The sequence below is a fragment of the Enterobacter sp. 22452 genome, assembly GCF_052045065.1.
Taxonomy (GTDB): Bacteria; Pseudomonadota; Gammaproteobacteria; order Enterobacterales; family Enterobacteriaceae; genus Enterobacter; species Enterobacter mori.
In genome coordinates, this window is record NZ_JBQEOB010000005.1 from 209,389 (window position 1) to 232,558 (window position 23,170).

Annotated in this window: 18 protein-coding genes and 1 tRNA gene; 7 read left to right on the forward strand and 12 right to left on the reverse strand. The window is 56.6% G+C overall.

The window, feature by feature from the left end; translation table 11 throughout:
- Window positions 1-47: 47 nt before the first annotated feature.
- From citG to ACTJJA_RS16130, 8 genes are read right to left on the reverse strand one after another with little or no spacing between them, the layout of a single operon-like run.
- Entirely contained in the window at window positions 48-851 is an 804-nt protein-coding gene (gene citG, locus ACTJJA_RS16095) for a triphosphoribosyl-dephospho-CoA synthase CitG (RefSeq protein ID WP_440668647.1), read from the reverse strand.
- On the reverse strand, window positions 829-1,368 hold the full coding sequence (gene citX / locus ACTJJA_RS16100; protein ID WP_440668648.1) for a citrate lyase holo-[acyl-carrier protein] synthase: 540 nt from the start codon (window positions 1,366-1,368) through the stop codon (window positions 829-831). The genes citG and citX overlap by 23 nt, the downstream gene beginning before the upstream one ends.
- Complete coding sequence (gene citF / locus ACTJJA_RS16105) at window positions 1,365-2,888, reverse strand: citrate lyase subunit alpha (RefSeq protein WP_440668649.1); 1,524 nt, start codon at window positions 2,886-2,888, stop codon at window positions 1,365-1,367. Before citF ends, citX begins: the two co-directional genes overlap by 4 nt.
- Window positions 2,889-2,898: 10 nt before the next feature.
- On the reverse strand, window positions 2,899-3,774 hold the full coding sequence (gene citE / locus ACTJJA_RS16110) for a citrate (pro-3S)-lyase subunit beta (protein WP_032660024.1): 876 nt from the start codon (window positions 3,772-3,774) through the stop codon (window positions 2,899-2,901).
- Window positions 3,771-4,064, reverse strand: a complete 294-nt coding sequence (gene citD / locus ACTJJA_RS16115) for a citrate lyase acyl carrier protein (RefSeq protein ID WP_440668650.1) — start codon at window positions 4,062-4,064, stop codon at window positions 3,771-3,773. Before citD ends, citE begins: the two co-directional genes overlap by 4 nt.
- A gap of 16 nt (window positions 4,065-4,080) precedes the next feature.
- Window positions 4,081-5,103 carry a [citrate (pro-3S)-lyase] ligase gene (citC, locus tag ACTJJA_RS16120; RefSeq protein ID WP_440668651.1) on the reverse strand — a complete coding sequence of 341 codons (1,023 nt, stop codon included), beginning with the start codon at window positions 5,101-5,103 and terminating at the stop codon, window positions 4,081-4,083.
- A gap of 10 nt (window positions 5,104-5,113) precedes the next feature.
- On the reverse strand, window positions 5,114-5,977 hold the full coding sequence (locus ACTJJA_RS16125) for a fumarylacetoacetate hydrolase family protein (RefSeq protein ID WP_059312234.1): 864 nt from the start codon (window positions 5,975-5,977) through the stop codon (window positions 5,114-5,116).
- A 17-nt stretch (window positions 5,978-5,994) separates the two neighbouring features.
- On the reverse strand, window positions 5,995-7,356 hold the full coding sequence (locus ACTJJA_RS16130; RefSeq protein ID WP_023333366.1) for a 2-hydroxycarboxylate transporter family protein: 1,362 nt from the start codon (window positions 7,354-7,356) through the stop codon (window positions 5,995-5,997).
- A gap of 345 nt (window positions 7,357-7,701) precedes the next feature.
- Here ACTJJA_RS16130 and ACTJJA_RS16135 point away from each other — a divergent pair, with 345 nt between their 5' ends.
- On the forward strand, window positions 7,702-9,339 hold the full coding sequence (locus ACTJJA_RS16135; protein WP_440668652.1) for an ATP-binding protein: 1,638 nt from the start codon (window positions 7,702-7,704) through the stop codon (window positions 9,337-9,339).
- Window positions 9,329-10,021, forward strand: a complete 693-nt coding sequence (locus ACTJJA_RS16140; protein ID WP_218308481.1) for a response regulator — start codon at window positions 9,329-9,331, stop codon at window positions 10,019-10,021. Before ACTJJA_RS16135 ends, ACTJJA_RS16140 begins: the two co-directional genes overlap by 11 nt.
- A gap of 115 nt (window positions 10,022-10,136) precedes the next feature.
- On the opposite strand, the gene ACTJJA_RS16145 is transcribed toward ACTJJA_RS16140, so the two are convergent.
- Window positions 10,137-12,272 (reverse strand): ornithine decarboxylase, encoded by a 2,136-nt coding sequence (locus tag ACTJJA_RS16145; protein ID WP_440668653.1) that lies wholly within the window; start codon window positions 12,270-12,272, stop codon window positions 10,137-10,139.
- Between the two features lie 181 nt (window positions 12,273-12,453).
- On the opposite strand from ACTJJA_RS16145, the gene ACTJJA_RS16150 reads away from it, so the two are divergent.
- Entirely contained in the window at window positions 12,454-13,167 is a 714-nt protein-coding gene (locus tag ACTJJA_RS16150) for a DUF554 domain-containing protein (protein WP_440668654.1), read from the forward strand.
- A 95-nt stretch (window positions 13,168-13,262) separates the two neighbouring features.
- Window positions 13,263-13,338 (forward strand) — tRNA-Phe (locus tag ACTJJA_RS16155).
- A 78-nt stretch (window positions 13,339-13,416) separates the two neighbouring features.
- Here the strand turns inward: ACTJJA_RS16155 and ACTJJA_RS16160 are convergent.
- Together ACTJJA_RS16160 and ACTJJA_RS16165 are read right to left on the reverse strand one after the other, a co-directional pair.
- Window positions 13,417-15,204 carry an ATP-binding protein gene (locus ACTJJA_RS16160; protein WP_440668655.1) on the reverse strand — a complete coding sequence of 596 codons (1,788 nt, stop codon included), beginning with the start codon at window positions 15,202-15,204 and terminating at the stop codon, window positions 13,417-13,419.
- Window positions 15,201-15,833 carry a LuxR C-terminal-related transcriptional regulator gene (locus ACTJJA_RS16165; RefSeq protein ID WP_440668656.1) on the reverse strand — a complete coding sequence of 211 codons (633 nt, stop codon included), beginning with the start codon at window positions 15,831-15,833 and terminating at the stop codon, window positions 15,201-15,203. Before ACTJJA_RS16165 ends, ACTJJA_RS16160 begins: the two co-directional genes overlap by 4 nt.
- Before the next feature lie 175 nt (window positions 15,834-16,008).
- Here ACTJJA_RS16165 and ACTJJA_RS16170 point away from each other — a divergent pair, with 175 nt between their 5' ends.
- A complete protein-coding gene (locus tag ACTJJA_RS16170) occupies window positions 16,009-16,323 on the forward strand; it encodes a lipoprotein (protein ID WP_010435531.1) in 315 nt (104 codons plus the stop codon).
- A 114-nt stretch (window positions 16,324-16,437) separates the two neighbouring features.
- On the forward strand, window positions 16,438-19,470 hold the full coding sequence (locus ACTJJA_RS16175) for an autotransporter outer membrane beta-barrel domain-containing protein (protein WP_440668657.1): 3,033 nt from the start codon (window positions 16,438-16,440) through the stop codon (window positions 19,468-19,470).
- 61 nt (window positions 19,471-19,531) lie between these two features.
- On the opposite strand, the gene ACTJJA_RS16180 is transcribed toward ACTJJA_RS16175, so the two are convergent.
- Entirely contained in the window at window positions 19,532-20,059 is a 528-nt protein-coding gene (locus ACTJJA_RS16180) for a helix-turn-helix domain-containing protein (RefSeq protein WP_010435537.1), read from the reverse strand.
- A gap of 672 nt (window positions 20,060-20,731) precedes the next feature.
- Between ACTJJA_RS16180 and pgaA the strand changes: the two genes are divergently transcribed.
- The gene (gene pgaA / locus ACTJJA_RS16185; protein ID WP_440668658.1) at window positions 20,732-23,170 is read left to right on the forward strand and encodes a poly-beta-1,6 N-acetyl-D-glucosamine export porin PgaA; all 2,439 of its coding nucleotides are present in this window, start codon (window positions 20,732-20,734) and stop codon (window positions 23,168-23,170) included.

Sequence of the window (23,170 nt, forward strand, 5' to 3'; positions counted from 1 at the left end):
CTACAAAAGCACGCAGAGTAGGCCGGGTAAGCGTTAGCGCCACCCGGCTATTTTATTGCAGACAGCACCCACCCCACCGACAGCAAATCTGCACTGCCGCCCGGGCTCAGATTGCGTTCAATCAATGCTTTATCCATCTTAAGCAACGCCCCGCGATCCCAGCCGTTAGCCAGTAATTCCCGCGCGTAGCCCTGAACATAGCGCAGCCCTTCCATGCCGCCGCGCGACACGAGATTACTGTCCTGATTAATCGCCATCAGGCGCAACAGCAGGCCGTGAAGCGACTGTCCGTTCCACGAATCCAGAGCCTTACGCACCGTCCCGAAGCCGCTCTCCGCCTCGCCGCGCGCGCCGGTTAAGCCGTACTGCTGAAACTGCCGCTCGCCCGCCGTCGCCTGTCCGCTGCGTGCGGCCAGCTCACGCGATACCAGCCCGCTGCAGATGTTACTCACCTCACAGCAGAGGCTGTCTGCAGAGATATTTTTCACACGCCCGGCGGCGAAGCACAGTAAACCCAGGGCAAAAATCCCACCCTTGTGGGTGTTCACTCCGTTCGTCGCGGCGTACATCGCCTGCTCGCAGGCCATCCCCATCGGGCGGATAATCCTTAACTGTTCGGCAGCAGGCTTATCTGCATGCGTGCTACCCAGCTCGGCAAAGCGCGAAAACCACGGCGTAATCGCCGCAATGCTTCGGACGAACAGCCCGTGGTCCATATCGCGATGGGAGCCGTTATTAAGCTTGTCTACCAGCCCCGGCTTGGGCGTTAGCTCCAGCTCCTGCCACAGCGCCGCTTCGGCAAGCGCTGGCACGTCAGCCGGGCAGGGTTTAGTCGCGAGCAAACCAGTCATCGATCATCTTCTCCACGCGGGAAACCACCAGCTCAACGGGATGGTTCCGCGAACGGGAGCAGGCATGCGCGGGCTCGTCGCAGATCAGGCAGCGTCTGAGATTCGCCCCCAGCGACTGACGCCCGACGTGGCCGTGCTGAGGGCAGATCACGTCCAGATCCCACAGCCTGCCGAGCGGGTGCGTCTGCTCCAGATCCGCACAGTGCGCTTTGATTTCCGCCGCCGGATGGGCCACGCACCACAGGGCTTCTGGCCCGGTCGGGAGCCACAGCACCTGGCGGTCCAACACCTGCCAGCGGTTCTCCCACAGCAGCTGGTCACACATCTGCAGCGCCACGCCCATGCAGTTGCGATAGCGCAGGCTGTCTTTGATTTCTCCCGGCGTGACCAGCGTGAGGGAAATTATCGGCTGTTGATAGTGCGTGAGCATGTCGGCCTGGCGCGCCGCACGGCGATCTTTCGCCGCCAGCAGTTCGTCCAGGCTGACACCCGCCCGCACGGGTGTCGCTGAAATCATACTGACTCCTTCACCTGTCGTACGGTGTCGATCACGCTGCCGTCGCGGTAGCGGATCACCCCGACGATTTTGTCGGTAAATTCAATCGGTTTCGGTACGCCCGTCAGGGAAATCGCCCGCTCGTAAAGCGCGCTGATATCCACAACGTTGAGCCCGGCTTCCAGCAGCCGCTCGCGGATCTCCGGGCGCGCCGGATTGACCGCAATGCCGTGGTCGGTGACCAGCACGTCAATGCTTTCGCCCGGCGTGAGGCGCGTGGTGACGCGCTTCACGACCGTCGGAATACGGCTGCGCAGCAGCGGCGCGACCACAATGGTCAGGTTCGCCGCGGCGGCCACATCGCAGTGTCCGCCGGACGCGCCGCGCATCACCCCATCGGAACCGGTGATCACGTTGACGTTGAAATCGACGTCGATTTCCAGCGCGCTGAGGATCACCACGTCGAGCTGATCGCAGCTTGCCGCTTTGCTGCCAGGGTTGGCGTAGACGTTGGTGGAGATCTCCACGTGGTTCGGGTTGCTCGCCAGCGAAGCCGCCGCCTGGCCGTCAAAGCACTGGGTGTCGAGCAGCTTTTCGATCAGCCCCTTCTCGTGCAAATCCACCAGGCTGCCGGTGATGCCGCCGAGCGCAAAGCGTGCCTTAACGCCGCTGCGCTCCATCTTCTCTTCCATAAAGCGCGTGCAGGCGGTCGCCGCCGCGCCGGAGCCGGTCTGCATTGAGAAGCCCGGTTTGAAGTAGCCGGAGTGCTCAATCACGTCCGCTGCATAGCGGGCAATCATCAGCTCGCGCGGGTTGCTGGTGACGCGCGCCGCGCCGACGCTGATTTTCGCCGGGTCGCCCACGCTCTCAACCTGCACGATGTAGTCCACCTGGTCCTGCACCAGGCTGGCGGGCATATTGGGGAACGGCACCAGTTCTTCCGTCAGCAGCACCACCTTGCGGGCAAAGTGCGCGTCCACCATGGCGTAGCCCAGCGAGCCGCAGCAGGATTTGCCGTGCGTGCCGTTGGCGTTGCCAAACTCATCGCTGCACGGCACGCCGAGAAACGCCACGTCGATTTTCAGCTCACCGTCCTGGAGCAGCTTCACGCGCCCGCCGTGGGAGTGAATTTGCACCGGCTCGTCCATCAGCCCGTGGGAGATGGCATCCGCCAGCCTGCCGCGCATCCCCGAGGTGTAAATCCGGGTGATAACGCCGCTTTCGATATGTTCGATCAGCGCATCGTTGCAGGTCATCAGCGAGCTGGAGGCCAGCGTCAGGTTTTTGAAGCCCATCCGCGCCAGCAGCGCCACGACGGTGTTGATCACCCGGTCGCCTTCGCGGAATGCGTGGTGGAAGGAGATGGTCATTCCGTCCTGCAGGCCGCTTCGCATCACCGCCTCTTCAACAGAGGCGCAGAGCTTGCGGCTGTGCTTCGCGTCGCTGTCTGCCAGCCACGGCGTCGCGCTGTGCGCAGTATCAAAGGGTTTTAAGTCCCGCAAATGGGGAAAATTCACATGGAGAAGTTCTGTCTGATTCATTGTGTAATCCTTAACGACGCACGCCGGAGGCCGCTGCGCGCTCGAGCACTACCTGCGCGTGGTTAATAATCGGTGCATCCACCATTTTGCCGTTGAGCGACACCACGCCCAGGCCGTTACGCTCGCCCTCTTCTGCCGCCTCAATCACGCGCTTCGCGTGATCCACCTCTTCCTGCGTCGGGGCGTAGGCGTTGTGCAGCAGGTCAATCTGGCGCGGGTTGATCAGCGATTTACCGTTAAAGCCCATCTTGCGGATCAAATCGACCTCGCGAAGGAACCCGGCCTCGTCGTTAACGTCTGACCACACCACGTCGAAGGCATCGATGCCCGCCGCGCGGGCGGCATGCAGTACGGCGCAGCGGGCATAGAACAGCTCGGTGCCGTCGCCGCGTTCGGTCTGCATGTCCATCACGTAGTCAAAGGCGGCCAGCGCAATCCCGATAAGGCGCGGAGAGCTGCGGGCAATCGCCACGGCGTTGATGACGCCAATGGCTGATTCAATCGCCGCCATCACGCGGGTGGAGCCGACCTCGCGACCGCATTCACGTTCAATGCGCTCCAGGTGGCCTTCCAGCTCGTAGATATCGTCCGGCGTGTCGGTTTTTGGCAGGCGGATCACGTCCACGCCCGCCCGCACGGCGGCTTCCAGATCCAGCAGGCCAAACGGCGTGCTGAGCGGGTTAATGCGCACCACGGTTTCGATATCCTGATACATCGGGTGCTGCAGCGCATGGAACACCAGCATGCGCGCGGTATCCTTCTCGCGCAGGGCGACGGCGTCCTCAAGGTCGAACATGATGGAGTCAGGACGGTAGATAAAGGCGGTGGAGAGCATGGCGGCGTTGGCGCCCGGCAGGAACAGCATGCTGCGGCGGAGTTTGCTCATTTCAGCGCCCCCCAGTTGATGGCCTGTTCATCGGCGGCACGCATCAGCGCGCTCTGCAGGCGGGCGCGGATCACACAGTCCAGCGCCCCTTTGTCTTCAATAATGATTAATCCCTGGTGCACGTTCAAGGCGCGCAATGTGTCGTTGACCACCTGGCGAATCTGCTCGCCAAACTGCTTAATCACTTCACTGTGGATGACTATCTCCAGCTCGCCGTGAGCGGGAGCGATTTTCACCATCAGGTCGCTGGACTCCTGCGTTCCGGCCAGCGCCTCCCTTACAATTTTCATGATAAATTCCTGGTAGTTAAGCGACTTCCGCACTCGCACGGTAATGCGTTTCGAGAAGCGCGAAGGTGGAGTCCGGGACAATCTCCCGGATCCGGGAAAACTGCTGTGTCTTCAGTAAACGGCGCACTTCGGACGCTGAAATGGCGTTGCCGGTGGCCTTGATGCGCGGCATTTCCACCACGTCGATATGCGAGGCCAGCAGGTCGTGCAGCGTCTGGTTGTACTGGCGGGTGATATCGCAAAACGGCTCCGAGCCGATAAAGCGGTGCGTGATGCCCAGCGCCGGGGCAATAAAGTCCCGGAAGATCAGCACGTCGATCTCGCTCCACGCCTGCTGCACTCTGCCGGTCTCCTTCAGGAAGTAGGCCGGAAAGGTGGCGCGGGAGATGATGTACTGCGAGCCTTCATGCACCACCACGTTCGGCAGATGCGCCACGCCCGCGCGCACCATCTCGAGGCGCGCGCTGAACGGGAAGAACGAGGCATCTTCACGCACCACGAACAGATGCAGGGCATCGCACCGCGTTGCCGCCTGCTCCACCAGATGGCGGTGGCCGAGGGTGAACGGATTGGCGTTCATCACTATCGCGCCAATGTTCTCCCCGCACTTGCGCTTCGCGCGCAGGGAACGGCAGTAGCGTTCGATCCCCTGCGGGGTGTTCTCCATTAGCACCGCGTTGTTCCCACTTTGGGCAATCGGCCAGAAGCCGCTGCGGGAAAAGCGCTCCCGGTTGCACGGACGGGTGCAGAGGAAGAGGTGAAAATGGCCGCGCTCCAGCGCCGCATTTTCCACCTCTGCCAGCAGCCGCGCGCTGAGGTTCTCGCCGCGAAGCTGCTCGTTGACCGCCACGCATTTGATGACGTTGGCAGCAAGCCCTGCGCAACCCACCAGCTGCGAGCCGGACCAGGCTTCGACAAACAGCGTGATGTCGTTGTCCAGGCCAAGGCCGCTGTCTGCCAGCAGGTAACGGATCTGGCTTAAGCGTTCCGGATGCTTCGCCACGAGGGTGTGGCGAAAATCGATGGGTTGACTGTTCATGCCGCCTTTCTCAGTGTGCCGCCGCAAGCCCGACGGCTGGCGCTTCCACAATCACGTTGCTCAGATGACCGATATGCTCGATCTCCACCTCAATGCGATCGCCCTCTTTCATAAACAGCGGCGGGTTACGCTTTTTACCCACCCCGCCAGGGGAGCCGGTGATGATCACGTCGCCCGGACTTAAGCGGGTAAAGGTGCTGATGTACTCGATCAGCTCTGCCACCTTGTGGATCATGCTGCTGGTGTTGTCTTCCTGCACCATGCGGCCGTTCAGCCAGGTGCGGATTGCCAGCTGATGTGGATCCGGGATCTCATCGGCCGTCGCCATCCACGGGCCAAACGCGCCGGTCTGACGCCAGTTTTTACCGGCGGTAAACCAGGTGTGCTGCCAGTCGCGGGCGGAACCGTCCATGTAGCAGCTGTACCCGGCCACGTGGCGCAGGGCGTCGTCGCGGCTGATGTTCTCCCCGCCTTTGCCGATGATCACCGCCAGCTCGCCTTCGTAGTCGAATTCGCTGGAGTGGCGCGGCTTCAGCACCGGCTCGTTGTGCCCGGTCTGTGAATCCGGGAAGCGGACAAACAGCGTTGGGGCCGGGTTATGCTGGTCAAACTCTTTGCGCTTGTCGGCGTAGTTCATGCCCACGCAGAGAATTTTTTCCGGCTGCACAATCACCGGTAAGAAGGTGATGGCACTCAGCGGCACGTCCACGGCATCGTTCAGATAGCGGGTGGCCTGCGCCAGCCCGTTGCCCTGCAGCAGCGCCTTGAGGTCGCTGTAGCGGTCGCCGAGACGGCGGCCTAAGTCAATCACGCCGTCGGCCTGGACGATGCCGTAGCTGCGTTTTCCCTGGTATAAAAAGCTTGCGAGTTTCATTGTTCTTTCCTGAAAACTTAAACGAGGAAGTTGCCCAGAATCAGCAGTGAGATAGAGACGTTAATCGCGCCGCCGATACGGGTAGCAATCTGGGCGAACGGCATCAGGCTCATGCGGTTGCCTGCGGTCAGGATCGCCACGTCGCCGGTACCGCCCTGGCCGCTCTGGCAGCAGGAGACGATGGCGACATCAATCGGGTGCATACCAATCTTTTTGCCGACGAAGAAGCCGGTTGCGACCAGTGCAGAAACGGTGCTGACAATCACCAGCAGGTTGCTGACGGTGAACGCCGCCACCAGTTCGTGCCACGGGGTGATGGCCACGCCAACGGCGAAGAGAATCGGGTAGGTCACGGAGGTCTGGAAGAATTTGTACACCACCTGCGAGCCTTCCAGCAGGCGTGGAGAGGCGCCGTTGCAGAGCTTCACCAGCACCGCCATAAACAGCATGCCGACTGGGGCAGGCAGACCAATCAGCTTGTGTCCCAGCATGCCCAGCATGTAGAGCAGCACCGCCAGCAGCGCGCCGGAGGCGATGGTGGTCACGTCCGCCTTGCCGGAGAACGCAGGCTGAGAGACGGTAGCATCTGCATTCGCGCGGTTAGGCATCAGCTGGCCTTCACCGGTCAGGTGCGGGTAGCGTTTACCAAGCTGGTTCAGGCAGCCGGAGATGATGATCGCCGTCAGACCGCCGAGCATCACCATTGGCAGCACGCGACCGAGCGCCACGCCCTGGTCCATATGCAGCAGGGTGGCATAGCCGATGGAAAGTGGGATCGCCCCTTCCCCTACCCCACCCGCCATAATCGGCAGAATGATAAAGAAGAAGATCTGGAACGGCTCAAGACCCAGCGCCAGGCCGACGCCCATCCCCACCAGCATGCCGACGATTTCACCGCACAGCATCGGGAAGAAGATGCGCAGGAAGCCCTGAATCAGCACCGTGCGGTTCATGCTCATGATGCTGCCGACAATAATGCAGCAGATGTAGAGATAGAGAATGTTGGTAGATTTATAGAACTTGGTGGTGGACTCGACCACCACATCCGGCAGCAGGCCGTAATAGACCAGCGCGGAAGGGATAAAGGTGGCGCAGATCGCCGCCGCGCCGAGCTTGCCGACAATCGGCAGGCGTTTACCAAACTCACCGCAGGCGAAGCCGAAGAAGGCCAGCGTGGCCACCATCACCACGATATCGCTCGGCAGTTTTCCGCCCAGGCAATCAATGGCAATCAGCGCGCCCGCCAGAACGAACAGCGGCAGAGGAATAATCCCGATTTTCCAGGTATCCATAATATGCCACCAGCGCTCTTTGAGCGAAGGTCGCTGAATTTCAATCGGGTCGTGGGTAACAGAGAAAGAATCGTCAGTTGTGCTCATAATAAGCCCCTTGGTTATTTTGTGCGTTCAGCTTAGAGTCACAAAGGCTTACTTTATGTGAGGAATGGCATATTAAAAGCGAAGTTTTAATGGCAGCTATGGTTTTAATGGTTTCTTTTATTTAATGTGATTTACACCTTATTTATTTCCATGGTTTTTATGGTTTCTTTTCTTAAATGAACAAATAAATAACATTTATTAATTTAGCCTTAAGACGTCTGGCGTTTCGGATAAATCTTTTACAGGCGCTGCTGTGCAAGGGATCACAAGTTTTCTGCAAAGCAGGCGTCACCACGAGAAAAGATGATATATTAGCCTGCCTTGTTGATACCCGGCGTGATAGTTATGAAAGTGTCATTTCAGATCAAGCTGTTTATTTCGCTGGTCGTTTTTTTCTCAGTACTGTTTGCGCTACTGGGTGGATATTATTACGTCGACGTTGGAAGACAGCTTTATCAGGAAATGAGCGCGCGCGCAAAAATACAGGCCGAAGAAATTGCGCTTATTCCTACTTTGCGAAAAGAAGTCGAACAGAAAGATATCAACGGCATCAGCGACTTTATGCAGAAAATAGCGGCCCACAGCGACGCCAGTTTTATTGTGATTGGCGATAATAAAGGGCTGCACCTGTTTCACTCGGTGTTTGCTGACCGGGTGGGTAAAACGCTGGTCGGCGGCGATAACGACGAGGTTCTGCAGGGTAAAAGCACGACCACGATCCGCAAGGGCGGCTTAGGTATTTCACTTCGCAGTAAAGCGCCGATTTTTAACGATGCGGGGCACGTCGTGGGGATTGTCTCGGTGGGCTATCTCACCAGCTATCTGGATACCATCACCGTCAATAAAGTGGTTAACATTCTGATTGCCGCCGTGCTGCTGCTGATCGCCCTGTTTATCTTCTCCTGGTTTTTCACCCGCAGTATCAAGAAGCAGATCTTCTCGCTGGAGCCACGCGAAATTGGCCTGCTGGTACGCCAGCAGAAGGCGATAATGGAATCCATCTATGAAGGGGTCATTGCTATCGATGACGATCTGCGCATCGAAGTGATCAACCAGGCGGCACGCAAGTTATTAGGCTTAAGCCAGCCCGCCCGCGAGCTGCGCGGACAACTGATTAGCCAGGTGATCGATCCTGTTCCGTTCTTCAATACACATACCATGCTGGCGAAAGACACCCATGACGAAATCTGCCGCTTTAACGATCTTACGGTCATTGCCAGCCGGGTAAGGATCATGCTGGAAAACTCGCTGCAGGGCTGGGTGATCACCTTCCGCGATCGCAATGAGATCGACTCGCTCAGCGCCCAGCTCAGCCAGGTTAAACGCTACGTTGATAACCTGCGCATCATGCGCCACGAGCAGCTCAACCGGATGACCACCCTTTCCGGCCTGCTGCACATGGGCCGCTATGATGAGGCGATTGGCTATATTCAGGCGCAGTCAGAGCACGCGCAGGAGCTGCTGGACTTTATCTCGTCGCGCTTTAGCTCCCCGACGCTCTGCGGCCTGCTGTTAGGCAAAGCCGCGCGTGCGCGGGAGAAAGGCGTGGAGCTGAGCTTCGACCCCGCCTGCCGGATGGATAAACCCTTTCTGCCGCTGCTTGAATCGGAACTCATCTCGATTATCGGGAACTTGCTGGATAACGCGATTGAAGCGACGCAGCGCGCACCGCTTCCGCATGCGCCGGTTGAAGTGCTGATAAAACTGAGCGAGCAGGAACTCATCATCGAAGTCGCCGACCAGGGTATTGGCATCAAACCGGAGATCCGTGAACACATATTTGAACGCGGCATTACCACCAAAACGCGCGGCGATCACGGTATTGGCCTGTATCTGATTGAAAGCTACGTCACGCAGGCGGGCGGCGCCATCGAAGTTGCGGATAACACGCCGCGCGGTGCCATTTTCTCACTGTTTATTCCCGCCACGGGAGCTGCCCGGCGTCCCGCACAAGAACTGGAAGATAATGATTATGCAACATGAACTTATCGACGTACTGATTGTTGAAGACGAGAACGAACTGGCGCAATTGCATGCGGAGCTGATCGGTAAACATCCGCGTTTGAGGCTGGTCGGGATTGCCTCTTCACTGGCTGACGCGCAGACGCAGCTTGAGAGCAAGCAGCCTCAGCTGATGTTGCTGGATAACTACCTGCCGGACGGCAAGGGCATCACGCTTATCAGCAATCCAATGCTGGCCCGCGCCAACTGCTCAGTGATTTTCATCACTGCCGCCAGTGACATGGACACCTGCAGCCAGGCCATCCGCAACGGCGCGTTTGACTACATCCTCAAACCGGTGTCGTGGAAGCGGCTCAGCCAGTCGCTGGAGCGCTTTGTGCAGTTTGCCGAGCAGCAGCGGGTCTGGAAGATTGTCGACCAGCAGAACGTGGATTCCCTCTATCAGTTGCAGGCAAAAAATTACCGTCAGGACAACGGCAGCAAAGGCATTGAAGAGAATACGCTGGCGCTGGTACAAACACTTTTTAACGCCAAAGCAACGCACTGCTTTTCCGTGGATGAAGTGGTGAGCGAAACGGGTTTGAGTAAAACCACCACCCGGCGTTATCTGGAACACTGCGTGGAGGCGGGGTTTCTCAGCGTAGAGATGCTGTACGGGAAGATTGGGCATCCGAGGAGGATGTATAAGCGTAGTGCGGCTTAACTCCCCTCACCCCGGCCCTCTCCCCAAAGGGGCGAGGGGGAAAAGACGGCTCCGTGCAATCCCCTCTCCCCTTTGGGGAGAGGGTTAGGGTGAGGGGTGAGGGCAACAGCCCGCACTATCTCAATACGTACCCATACAGCCGCTTAATCCCGTCGGCATCCTTCTCGCTGTACACACCCTGCAGCTCCGGCGAGAAGCCCGGCAGCATATTGATGCCCTCCTCCAGCGCCAGAAAATAGCGCTGTACCGCCCCACCCCAGACTTCACCCGGCACCACGCACAGCACCCCTGGCGGATACGGCAGCGCGCCCTCAGCAGCAATGCGTCCTCCGGCATCACGAATACGCACCAGCTCCACGTTCCCGCGAATGTACTCCTGGTTGGCATCCTGAGGGTTCACCACGACGTCGGGGAAGCTTTCCCGGCGGAACATCGCCTTTTGCAGATCTTTCACGTTAAAGCTGACGTAGAGATCGTGCATCTCCTGGCACAGCTGGCGGATCGTGTAATCACGGTAGCGAACGGGATATTTCTGGTAGATGGTCGGCAGAACGTCGGCCAGCGGCGTATCGTCTTCAATGTGCTGTTCAAACTGTCCCAGCATCGCCACCAGCTGCGCCAGCTTCTCGCTGCTTTCGGCAGGGGTCAGCAGGAACAGGATCGAGTTGAGATCGCACTTCTCCGGCACGATGCCGTTCTCACGCAGGTAGTGCGCCAGAATCGTCGCCGGGATACCAAACGCGGTGTAGTTACCGGTTTCAGCATCAATACCCGGCGTGGTCAGCAGCAGCTTGCACGGGTCAACAAAATACTGGTCACGGGCGTAGCCTTCAAAACCGTGCCAGTTCGCGCCTGGCTCGAAGCTGAAGAAGCGACGCTCGCTGGCGATGGTGTGTGTCGCATGATCCTGCCACGGACGCCCCGCCACCACCGGTGGGATAAAGGGTTTGATCATATGACAGTTGGCAACGATCGCCTTGCGCGCTTCAATGCCCAGCTCGACGCACTCCGCCCACAGCCTGCGTCCGCTTTCACCTTCGTGGATCTTGGCGTTCACGTCCAGCGCCGCGAACAGCGGATAAAACGGGCTGGTAGAGGCGTGCAGCATAAAGGCATTGTTCAGCCGCTTGTGCGGGCAGAAACGTGCCTGACCGCGAATGTGGTTATCCTTTTTATGGATCTGCGACGTTTGTGAGAACCCGGCCTGCTGCTTATGCACCGACTGGGTCACGAAAATCCCCGGATCGTTCTCGTTCAGTTCCAGCAACAGCGGGGACGTTTCCGCCATCATCGGGATAAATTGTTCGTAACCTACCCAGGCAGAGTCAAAGAGGATGTAGTCGCAAAGGTGGCCGATCTTGTCGATCACCTGACGGGCGTTGTAGATCGTCCCGTCGTAGGTGCCCAGTTGAATGATGGCCAGACGGAACGGGCGAGGCGCATCGGCCTTGTCCGGGGCAACGTCACGGATCTGATTTCGCAGATACGCATCGTCGAAGCAGTGCTCGTCAATCCCGCCGATAAAACCAAATGGGTTACGTGCCGCTTCAAGGTAGACCGGCGTGGCGCCTGCCTGAATCAGCGCGCCGTGATGATTCGATTTATGGTTGTTACGGTCGAACAGCACCAGATCGCCGCGGGTCAGCAGCGCGTTGGTGACAACCTTATTCGCTGCTGACGTGCCGTTCAGCACGAAGTAGGTTTTATCGGCATTAAAGACTTTTGCCGCGAACTTTTGCGCATGCTTAGCGGACCCTTCGTGGATCAGCAAATCACCCAGCTTTACGTCGGCGTTGCACATATCGGCGCGAAACACGTTCTCACCGAAGAAGTCATAAAACTGCCGCCCGGCGGGATGCTTTTTGAAAAACGCGCCGTGCTGATGCCCGGGGCAAGCAAAAGTGCTGTTGCCCATCGCAACATACTGGCTCAGGGTGTCGAAAAAAGGCGGCAGCAGATCCTCTTCGTAACGGCAGGCGGCAGCCTCCAGTTCCAGAAACTCCTGCGCTTTTCCTGCTATTACAGCAGTGACACCTTCAGGAACATTCGTCGGCTCCTGCGAGAACATAAATACCGGAAGCTGAAAGCCCGTACGTTTCAGCAGCGCAAGGATGCCGCTGCAGCTTTCAGCGACCGTAATGACCACTGCCGCCACATCGGTAAAATCAGTGTTATCCAGCGTCACCATTTCCCGGTGAGTAGACACAGTAGAGACCAGCTCGCGGCTGACGGCAATTTTCATGGTTTTCATAGGCGCAGTTACCCTCACCGGGCGGTGAGACAGGGAGGAGAAAATTCGCGCAATAATGTCACCTTTTATTTTTAGGTGCAAGAAGGAATCAGTATGCACTTAGCCTTGCAAAGCTAAGCGTCATGCAGCGTTGTCGTGTCATAATCATGCAATACCAATGATTAAGTAACAGGAGTTAACGGTGGTAATTGGACCCTTTATCAACGCCGGTGCCGTATTGTTAGGCGGCGTACTCGGCGCAGTGTTAAGTCAGCGGTTGCCGGAACGTATTCGCACCTCGATGCCCTCCATATTTGGCCTGGCCTCGTTAGGCATCGGCATCCTTTTGGTGATCAAATGCGCCAACCTGCCCGTCATGGTGCTCGCGACCCTGCTCGGCGCGCTCATTGGTGAATTTTGCTACCTGGAAAAAGGCATCAATAATGCCGTAGGCAAAGCCAAAAACCTGATTGCCCGCCCGGGCAAGGCGAAACACGGTACCCATGAGTCGTTTATTCAAAACTATGTCGCCATCATCATTCTGTTTTGCGCCAGCGGCACCGGGATTTTCGGTTCCATGCAGGAAGGGATGACGGGTGACCCAAGCATATTGATTGCGAAGGCGTTTCTTGATTTCTTTACGGCCACTATTTTTGCCACCACGCTCGGCATTGCCGTTGCCGCGATTTGCGTGCCGATGTTGCTGATCCAGCTGGCGCTGGCCACCTGCGCCACGCTGATCCTGCCCCTGACTACGCCTGCGATGATGGCGGACTTCACCGCGGTTGGCGGCCTGCTGCTGCTGGCGACAGGGTTGCGTATTTGCGGAATCAAGATGTTTGCCGTGGTGAACATGCTGCCCGCGTTGCTGCTCGCCATGCCGCTCTCCGCGCTCTGGACGCACTTGTTCGCTTAAGAGTGCGGCGAAATGGTGAGAGATTGCGCAGTCTGTAACGAAAACAACATTTTTCGTTGACGGCAGGGGGCAGATCGGGTTTAATGCGCCCCGTTGCCCGGATAGCTCAGTCGGTAGAGCAGGGGATTGAAAATCCCCGTGTCCTTGGTTCGATTCCGAGTCCGGGCACCAAATTCATATTAACGGACCTCCACGGAGGTCCGTTTTTGCATTCTAAGCCAGCCAAAAACAAGACTTCTTCACGTCCTTTTATCCACGACATCCCGACCACTGCGTCAGCAGCGCATACAATTTAGCTGGCTCCAGAGGCTTACGCAGCACCAGATACCCCTCCTGCTCTGCCTCCAGCAGAACCGGTGAATTAAATTCGCCGCTGACTATCGCGCCGCTCATATCCGGCAGACGTTCAAAAAGCGCTTTAAGAACGTCGAAGCCGCTTTCACCGGATCGCAGGCGCTGGTCGCACAGCACGGCGAACGGCCTGAAGCCGTCGTCAATAATATCGAACGCTTCTTCAGCGGAGGCCGCGCAGCGCACGTTGATTCCCCATACGCTCATCAGGCTCTCCCAGGCAGACGTCACCAGCGGGTCGTCATCGACGACCAGGCAGGAACCGTGCAACGGTGCATAGCGTACCGGCGTGGCGGTGATATCACAGGCGGGTGGGGTGTCCAGCGCGATGTCTTCGCCAGCATATTGAGTGAAGCGCATCCAGAAGCGTGAGCCTTTACCTTCAATGGATTGCATCCCGTACTTCACCTTCATCAGCTTGGCACAACGGGCCACTACGGCCAGTCCCAGCCCGTGTCCGGCGCTGTCTATCTTCCATGCCAGCTCAGGGCGGTAGTAAGGTGAGAAGATTTTACCTTTCTCGTCATCGGCGATACCGACGCCCGTATCCCACACCTCTACCATACACTCCTCACCGCGTGGTCGGATGGCGACCAGTACGCCCCCCTGTAGCGTGTAGCGAAGGGCGTTTTGAATCAGGTTAATCAGGGATTGTCGCACCAGCAGCGAATCGCCTGTCACGTAGATGCGGCGTTTGGGTCGACGGGTAGACAGCCGCAGGGCACGGCTGTTGGCCTCTTCGCGAAACAGCGTGATCACCGAGTCAAGCAGAGCGCCGATATCCACTTTGGTCGGGGCAGAAAGGACATTCCCGGATTCAATTTTGCTGAGATCGAGCAGAGAGTTGAGCATTAAATGTACCGAACGAACGCTCTGCTGCAGGTCAAGGAGTTGCGGCGTCAGGCTATCGTCCCGGTTTCGGTGGAGAATAGCTTCGATCAGAAAACCCATGGCGTGCACGGGCTGGCGCAGATCGTGGCTGGCGGTTGTCAGAAACTGATTTTTATCCAGCAGAGCCTGCTCCGCGTCCTCTTTGGCCTGACGAAACTGTTCCGCCAGGCGCGAGCTTTTTTCCTCAAGAAGCGCTTGCTGTATAAAGAAAGCGTGCGAAGTTAATGCATGGCGGTAAATCGCGAAGCCGTAAAGCAGATTCAGCATGAGCACGATGAACATTAACTCATCCAGCCGCCAGATAATGCCGAGGTTCAGCACCCCCCAGGAGGCGAAGAAAAAGCGCGTAAAGGTGCTGATGACCGGCGTCAGATGCGTCGCATTGGCGGCGACGATAGCGGCGATACTGATATTAAGGAGCAGGAAAAAGTCAAAGTTCTGCGTCTGCGGGGTAATTAAATAGAGTGATGAAATGCCCAGCCCGTGAACAAAGGCGATATTATTAATACGCGGAAGCCAGCGTCGCAGCACGTCCTTTTCAATATTGTCTTTCGCTTCGCGCTGATAGCGTCGATGCAATATTCGTATCGCCACTGCACATAGCAGATAAATGATTATCCAGGTAATCGTTGGGCCGAGATCATCCCCAAGCATATAAATCCAGATGGCGAAAGGGATCCCGACAAAGGGCACCGCGCTAAAGCTAAACACCAGCCGCAGAAAGGTGTTGTTTAGCAAACGGATCTGCGCCGGAGGAGAGATACCCTCGTTCTGTAAGCTCTGGAAAAACCTCATTCCGACGGTTCCTGCTTGCCATGCAGAAGCGTGATGGCCTCTACCCTGCTGTTAACACCTATCTTTTTCAATATATTGCTGATGTGTTCTTTGACCGTGGGCTCAGAAATTGAAAGCTGCGCGGCGATTCTTTTATTTGGCAGGCCACGCATAATCATATTTAATACATCTATTTGCCGCGGCGTTAAGTTAAATTTACTTAACTTCTCATTATTCGACTTAACGGAAAGTTCGCTTCCATCAGGGAACCAGGTCAAATTATTAGTGAGTGCGAAAACGGCCTGTGAGAACATTTCAGGCGGTTCGCTTTTCAATACAAAACCGTGCCCCCCGGCGGCATGAACTTTCCGCCAGAGATCATTATTGTCATCCCCGCTGACCACCAGGAGTCGTATCTGTGGGTAAAGTTGTTTCACTTCTTTGAGTAATTTCAACGCCGTTCCGGACGAGAGCCAAAAATCGATTACCAGCAAACGTGGCGGGCCATTATCCCTAATTTGACGGTAGCAATCGTCTTCATTCGTCACCACATACGCCTGCTTAAATTGGCAATGTGTAATCAGATAATTGGCGATGCCGCTAGCTACCAATGGATGGTCATCAACGACCAACGCATAATTCTGTCCCAAAGGGTCCTCCTTTAACCTTCGCATATCTGAGAGTACAGATGAATTATTATCTACCCACCCTACTTTAGGAGGGTTTTTTCGATTAGGAAAGGGAAATATATTATTCGCTGATTTGAGTAAATGAAAACATAAATACAATCAGTGAAATTAACTGATTGGATATCAAGGATAATTTATGAAAAAACCTCTCGTCTTTTTAACCGTTACGTTGATGCTAACCGGTTGTTCCACGCTGAAAACCGATCAGGCTATTCCGCTCCTGCAGGCGGAGACCGCTAAAATGCTGGGGCTGGGCTCATCGGATGAAATAACCGTGACCAATGTTAATGGTGCCCAGCCGGACGCACTGGGTGGACAAAAGCTGTCTTATCGCGCTACGACGGAAAAAGGGCGTATTTTCGATTGCTCATCAATGATGATGCCGGGGATTTTAGGATCCGCACCGACACTCAGCGCGCCAACCTGTACCCCTGTCGTCACTCATAAATAATTAACTTCAAATCAAAAGGCGTACATAAATAACGCCTTTTATATTTTCTGTCGTATCTGAGTTTTCATAAAAACGATTTTCCAGACATCACGCTAATGAGTACGGAGATAGCCCGTGAATAACTCTACATCGCATGCTTTAGCGGTTAAGACGCCGCTTTCCAGACTTTACCTCGCTCTATTTTCCGCGCCGCTGTTACTGCTTTCACCTGCCGATTTCGCACGTGCAGCCGATGCAATTTTTGATGGCGACGCGCGTATTACCGAAACGCTGGGTTACACCGGAGATGTTTATGTTGGACGTAATCAACGCGGAAACCTGCTGATCGATAATGGCAAAATCACCGCCTATAACATCAATATCGGTCGACTGTTCGACGGCCAAATTTATGAAAGCGTGGTCACGGTTCGTGGGCCAAACGCTGAGCTTAACGCGGTGAACGATCAATACGTCCTGCGCGGTGACCTTAATCTTGGCCTCGGCACCCTGCGTGTCGAAGAGGGCGCGCTGGCGAGCGCGAAGGAGATCGTTGTCGGCACCACCCGCGGCTACGACAGCCACCTTATCGCCACGGGTGCGGGTTCTCGCGTGACCAGTAATTTTCTCAGCGTAGGCACCGATCTGGGGGCACGTTCCACGCTGGCGATTGAAGACGGCGCGGCGCTCAGCACCGCCTACGATGCGCGCATCGGCAACGGTACCGGGCCGGGTGAAACCGACACGCTGAGCCCGAAAGCCACCGTCACGGGAAGCGGCTCACAGTGGAATGTTGGCCGTACATTGACGCTTTATGGCGACCTGGACGTGCTGAACGGCGGAACGGTTAACGTTGGCGGCGTGCAGGTGGCGGGCGTCTCCGGGGCGGGTAAAACCGCCGAGCTGGTTATTGCGGGCAAAGACTCGCGCTTTACCAGCGGCAGCAGCGTGAGCGTGGGCGATTATGGCAATGGCGTGCTGTCTGTGATTGACGGCGGTTCATTTTCCGCTGGCAGCAATACGCTGATCGTGGGGACTTCGGGTTCCGGTTCGAACCGGGGTGCACTCATCATCGGCAGCCGCGGCAATATGGACACCGGCACGGGTTTAACTGAGCCAACGCTTGGCACAGCGGGCGGCGCGGGTACTCTCGATGCGAATACGGCAATCAGCCTGCGTGGCGGGCTGTTCGGCAGCTATGTCTACTTCAACCATACCGACGGAAATTACGTCTTCAGCAACACGATGAGCGGTGAAGGTGAGGTGATCAATACCTCCGGGCAGACAACGCTTAACGGCGATCTTTCAGCCCTGCAGGCGAACGTGACCGCGCGCGGTGGCAAAGTCATTATTGCCAGCAATATCAACACCCAGCCAGAAGACGATATTTTTGATATTCAGACCCTTAGCGCCGAGAACGGCGGGACGCTGATCCTCAACGCGACGGCGGGATCCGACGTCAGCAACGGGCTGGGCTACAGCAGCGCCGCGTCAATCAAAGCCGGCGGCACGCTGGGGGGGAACGGCACGCTGGGCCAGACCGAGATCCTGTCCGGCGGGCATATCTCGCCCGGTGACGGCAATATCGGTACGATGACGCTGAAACGCTATCTGAACTTTATCGGCGAATCCTTCTATGATGTTGATATCGCCGGAGATGGTCGTAGCGACCAGCTGCTGGTATCGGGCAAAACGACTATCAGCGATCAGGCTCAGGTACAGGTCACCGCGCTGGATCCGCAAACCAGCTACAAAACGGGTCAAAGCTATCGCATTTTAACCTCCGACGGGGGAATTGACGGTCAGTTCGCGGGGGCGATGTCCAAATCCGCCTTCCTGGACGTGGCGCTCAAGCAGAGCACCAACGCCGTCGATCTGACCATCGCGCAGAAAGAGACCGGCGGCGAGAATCCCGGGGGTGAAAACCCGGGCGGTGAAAACCCCGGAGGTGAAAACCCCGGAGGCGAAAACCCGGGCGGTGAGAATCCTGGCGGTGAAAACCCGGGCGGTGAGAATCCTGGCGGTGAAAACCCGGGCAGCGGCAAGCCGGGCATTTTCCAGACCGTGGCCAAGAGCAGCAACCAGTGGAATACCGCCGGTGCGCTCTCCACGCTGACGCAAAGCGGCCCGTCGCTGGCGCTGTACAACTCGCTGCTGGTGCTGAGCGCGCCGGAAGCGCGCGAGGCGTTCAACCAGCTGTCCGGCGAAGTTTATCCGTCAATGCAGTCCAACCTGATCGCGGGCAGTACGCAGGTGTTTAACGTGTTAAACCAGCGTATGCTGCGCGCGTTTGATAACGACAGCCTGCCGATACCACCGTTAGCGATGTCGCTGGTGCAGCAGCCGGAGCCGCAACATAACGGCGTCTGGGGTCAGACCTTCAGTTCATGGAGCCGAAACAACGGCGACGGTAACGTGGGCAAGCTGGACGGCAATACCACCGGCTTCCTGCTGGGGGCAGATCGCAAGCTGGCAGATCATAACGTGCGTATCGGTGGCTACTTCGGCTACAGCCGCGGTGATTACGACGTCGATAGCCGTCGTTCCTCAACGGATACCGACAACTATCACCTTGGCCTGTATGCAGCGGGTCAACAGGATGCGTTTTCCCTGCGCGGCGCGCTGGGTTATACCTGGCACAAGATCGAAGGCGAGCGCAATGTTGATTTCAGCGGCTTCTCGGATCGTCTGAAGTCGGATTACGACGCCAACTCGCTGCTGGCGTTCACCGAAGCGGGCTACCGTTTCGGTCAGCCTGATATGAATATTGAGCCGTTCGTCAATTTATCGTACGTCCGACTGCATACCGACAGCTTCAGGGAAGACGGCGGTGCCGCCGCGCTGAGCGTACGTAACGAAACGATGAACACTTTCTATTCCACCCTCGGGGTGCGCGGTGTGACCGAGCTACCGAAGAACGTTAACCTCTACGGTTCGTTGGGCTGGCAGCACGCCTATGGCGATAAGAACACCTCTTCGCGCATGGCGTTTGCGGGCAGCGACGCGTTCATTACTCAGGGCCAGGCCGTGGATGAGGACGTGATGGTGGGTGATATCGGCGTGAGCGTACAGCTGTCTCGAGCGGCGACGCTGGATGTGGGTTATCAGGGGCAATATGGTGCGGATACCCGCGTCAACTCGGTTAACGCGAATCTGCGCTGGTCGTTCTGAATTATTACTATTAAAAGAACCCGCCCTTGTGGCGGGTTCTTGCTTTTGGACACTCAGGAATTCAGGGATCGTTCCCACCTGCGTCCAGCAGTTTGTTTTTAAAGATAAACAAACACGCCTCGTTGAAGTTCTCCACTCCCAGGCGTTCCGAGAGCGTCGTTCGTTTGCGATAGAGGCTTTTCACCGACGTATTCAGCTCCTCGGCAATGGCTTCCATCGACATCCCTGCCCTCAGCAACCGCAACATGATCGCTTCGTGCGTGCCAGGCCGTAAATTAAGTAGCCACCTCGTGGTCAGGCGTCTGCCCTTCATATTAAGAATCAGATTAAACAGCGAGGCCATATCCGGCGCGGTGAGCGACGTGTTCATAAATAACTTCATACTGAGCAGATTCTCCTCGCGGTGTCGCATATCAAGCATAACGCAGCAGATTGTTTTTTTCGTTCTGGCCGGATGGCGTATCAGGTAATCATATAAACGGAGCGGAGCACGACTATCAATCAACACAGAATATTCATCTGCACCGTTATCAAATATGTTTCTGTCAATCTTGTCGAGCAGGATTATATCCGGAAAAAAAATCCGCATCCCCCTCACAAGGTAGCGATCCTGAGTCACTAACACTATTGAAGTTGCCACTAACCATCCCTTTTAGATTAAAGCAAGAACGATCCTTCAGAAAGAAGGCCGCCTTCGTTTTATAGCGCTGTTATTTTAACGATAAATGTATTCTGGCTATGGATATCCCTCAATACAGACATTGATGAGAAAGACTTCCTGTAGACTATCATTCAATGGCTGTCATTAATTATAAATAAAAAACAATCGCAGAAAAGTCACTTCTCTAAACATTAAGAATTTTTGTCATGAAACTTCCCAAATATGTACCAGAAAGTACTTTAATTGACACAGCAAAACCGCATAAAAAATATATGACAGGCTGTCACAATAAAAATAAAGTAAATAATTTTCAATGAGTTACAAATAAACCATCAATTCAATAAAAACGTTAAAAACCGCTCGATACAGAATTATCTCAAAACGATAAACCCGCTTTTCAACATATTTATCAGGCAACATATCAGGTGTACATTAGCTTTCACCCAATCCCCTGAGATAAGGATCCATAATTACCTTTAGGTAAGTATCCCACAACATCACTGCATTTAGATTTAATGTTCTCATTTATGGCCTTTAACGCTGAGTTTAAAGGCGGCCGTGTTATGCAATGGATTCACGATAAACAAATGGCAAATAGATATGGAAAGTTCGCTTCGCTTCAATACGTTATTCTTTTATCGCACCCCAACATTATTGTTCCTGTTATTCCTCTTTCCTGTTCTGGCTCAGGCGACTGAATCCGTTTATGAGCAACAGATTCAACAGGCGCGTAACGGTAATTACACGCCGTTTCTCGATTATCTTCAGCGTTATCAGCAGCAGCATGCCCTGACACCTGAACACGTTGCGGACTGGTTACAGGTGGCAGCCTGGGCGGGTCATGATGACGAGGTTATACAGGTCTGGCAGCGTTACGGCATTTATATGCCGTTGCCTGCACGCGGCGTTGCGGCCGTCGCGCAATCCAGGCGAAATCAAAAAGCGTGGCAGCCAGCCCTGGCGCTCTGGAAAGAGGCGCGTAGCCTTGCGCCGGATAACGACGATTATCGTATCGGCTATATAAAAACCCTGGCCGATGCCCGCATGGATACGCTTGCCCTGCAGGAAGCCCGACGGCTGGTGGCGGAAAATCCCTCTCAGGCGCATCTTCAGACGCTCTCCTATGTCTGGTTACGCCAGGGGAAAAGCTGGGATCGGCTGCTGGCAGACACGCGCGCGCTGAATATCGCACCTGAGAATAAAGCGCTCCTCAGCGAGCTGATCGACGCGCTTACGGATAACCGGGTGAATACCCCCGCGCTCCAGCTTTCACAAAGCGTGACGCTGTCTCCGGCGGAGCGTCGACGTCTTGAGCGTAATGCCGCCGCCGAACGGGTTCGCCTTGCCGATGTGCCTGGCAGAACAGAAAAGGAGCGCCTGCAGCTTGCGCAATCCGCGCTGAATCGTTACGACGCCCTGCTTGCTCGCTGGCAAAACGAGCCGCAGGCGGCGGAAGACATCGTCCTTGCGCGTATCGACAGGCTTGGCGCGCTGTACGCCCATGCTGATTACCCACAGGTGATAAGCGAATATCAGGATCTTACGGCAGCCCAGCATTCGGTGCCGGGCTGGGCAATCGGCTGGGTCATCTCCGCGTATCTGCAGGAGAAAAACGCGGCCGCCGCCTTCGCGCTTCTGCAACGCTATCCGCAATATGCTTCCGACCCGCAGGATGAGGAGCACGCGCTTTTTTACGCCTGGCTGGATACGGGAGAGTACCAGGCCGCCCGCCAGTACGTTGAGCGCCAGACCCGCGACGTCCCCTGGACCCGTTACGATTTCGGCTCCCCTACCCCTCAGCCGAACGATCGGTGGCTTACCGGCCAGTCGCTCCGCTTTAACTATTTGCTGGCGACGAATGCCCTGCCGGAAGCCGAAACGCTGGCGCACCGTCTGGCGACAACGGCGCCGGGCAATCAGGGGCTACAGATTGACTACGCCACCCTGCTTCAGGCGCGGGGCCTGCCGCGCGCGGCCGAGCAAAAGCTGAAAACGGCGGAGGCGCTGGAGCCGTCCAATACAGAGCTAGAGCAACAGCAGGCCTACGTCGCGATGGACCTGCAGGAGTGGCGACAGATGGATTTACTGGCCGACGACGTGCTGGCTCGCGCGCCCGCCGACCGCAGCGCCAGGCGTCTCGACAGGCTCCGAACGGTCCACCACATGTCCGAACTGCGCCTCAACGCGGGCAAGGGCTTGCACTCCGATAACCCCGTGAGCGGGACACACGACCTGAACTGGGACGCCACGCTCTATGGCCCCCCCGTAGCGGATAGCTGGCGGCTGTTTGCGGGTGCCCGCTACGCGCAGAGTAACTTCGATGAGGGCAAAGGTGCCAGCCGTCACCTCTTGGGCGGCGTCGAATGGCGGCCACGCGACTTGCAGCTCGAGGCCGAACTCTCCAGCAACCGCTATCTCGGTGAAAACAAGCCGGGCGCTCGCCTCTCAACGACGTACTTTACGACCGATAGCTGGCAGGTCAGCGGCAGCCTTGAGCGTCTGTCGCGCACCACGCCCCTTCGGGCGTTACGCAACGGAATTAGCGCCAACCGGGGTGAAGGCGGGGTGCGCTGGTACCAAAACGAGCGGCGTGAGTACCAGTTCAGCGCCGCCCTCAGCCGCTTCTCCGATCATAACCGTCGCCAGGAATACACCCTTACGGGTAAGGAGCGTCTCTGGCAGACCCCGTCCCTGACGCTGGATCTCGAACCGGGGATCGCCGCCAGTAAAAACAGCCTGCGGGACACGCTCTATTACAACCCGGCGCGGGATCTGTCCGTGACGGCTGCCCTGGCCGTTGACCATGAGATGTATCGCCATTACGACACCCTCTGGAGCCAGCAGTTCGTGGCGGGAGGCGGCAGCTACTGGCAGAAAAATCAGTCCGCTGGCGCCATCGCCCTGCTGGGTTACGGGCAACGCGTTCAGTGGAACAACGTTATCGATACCGGCGTGATGCTGAACTGGGATAAACGCCCTTACGACGGCAAACGCGAGAGCAATCTCTCCGTCACGTTTGATGCGACTTTACGCTTTTAA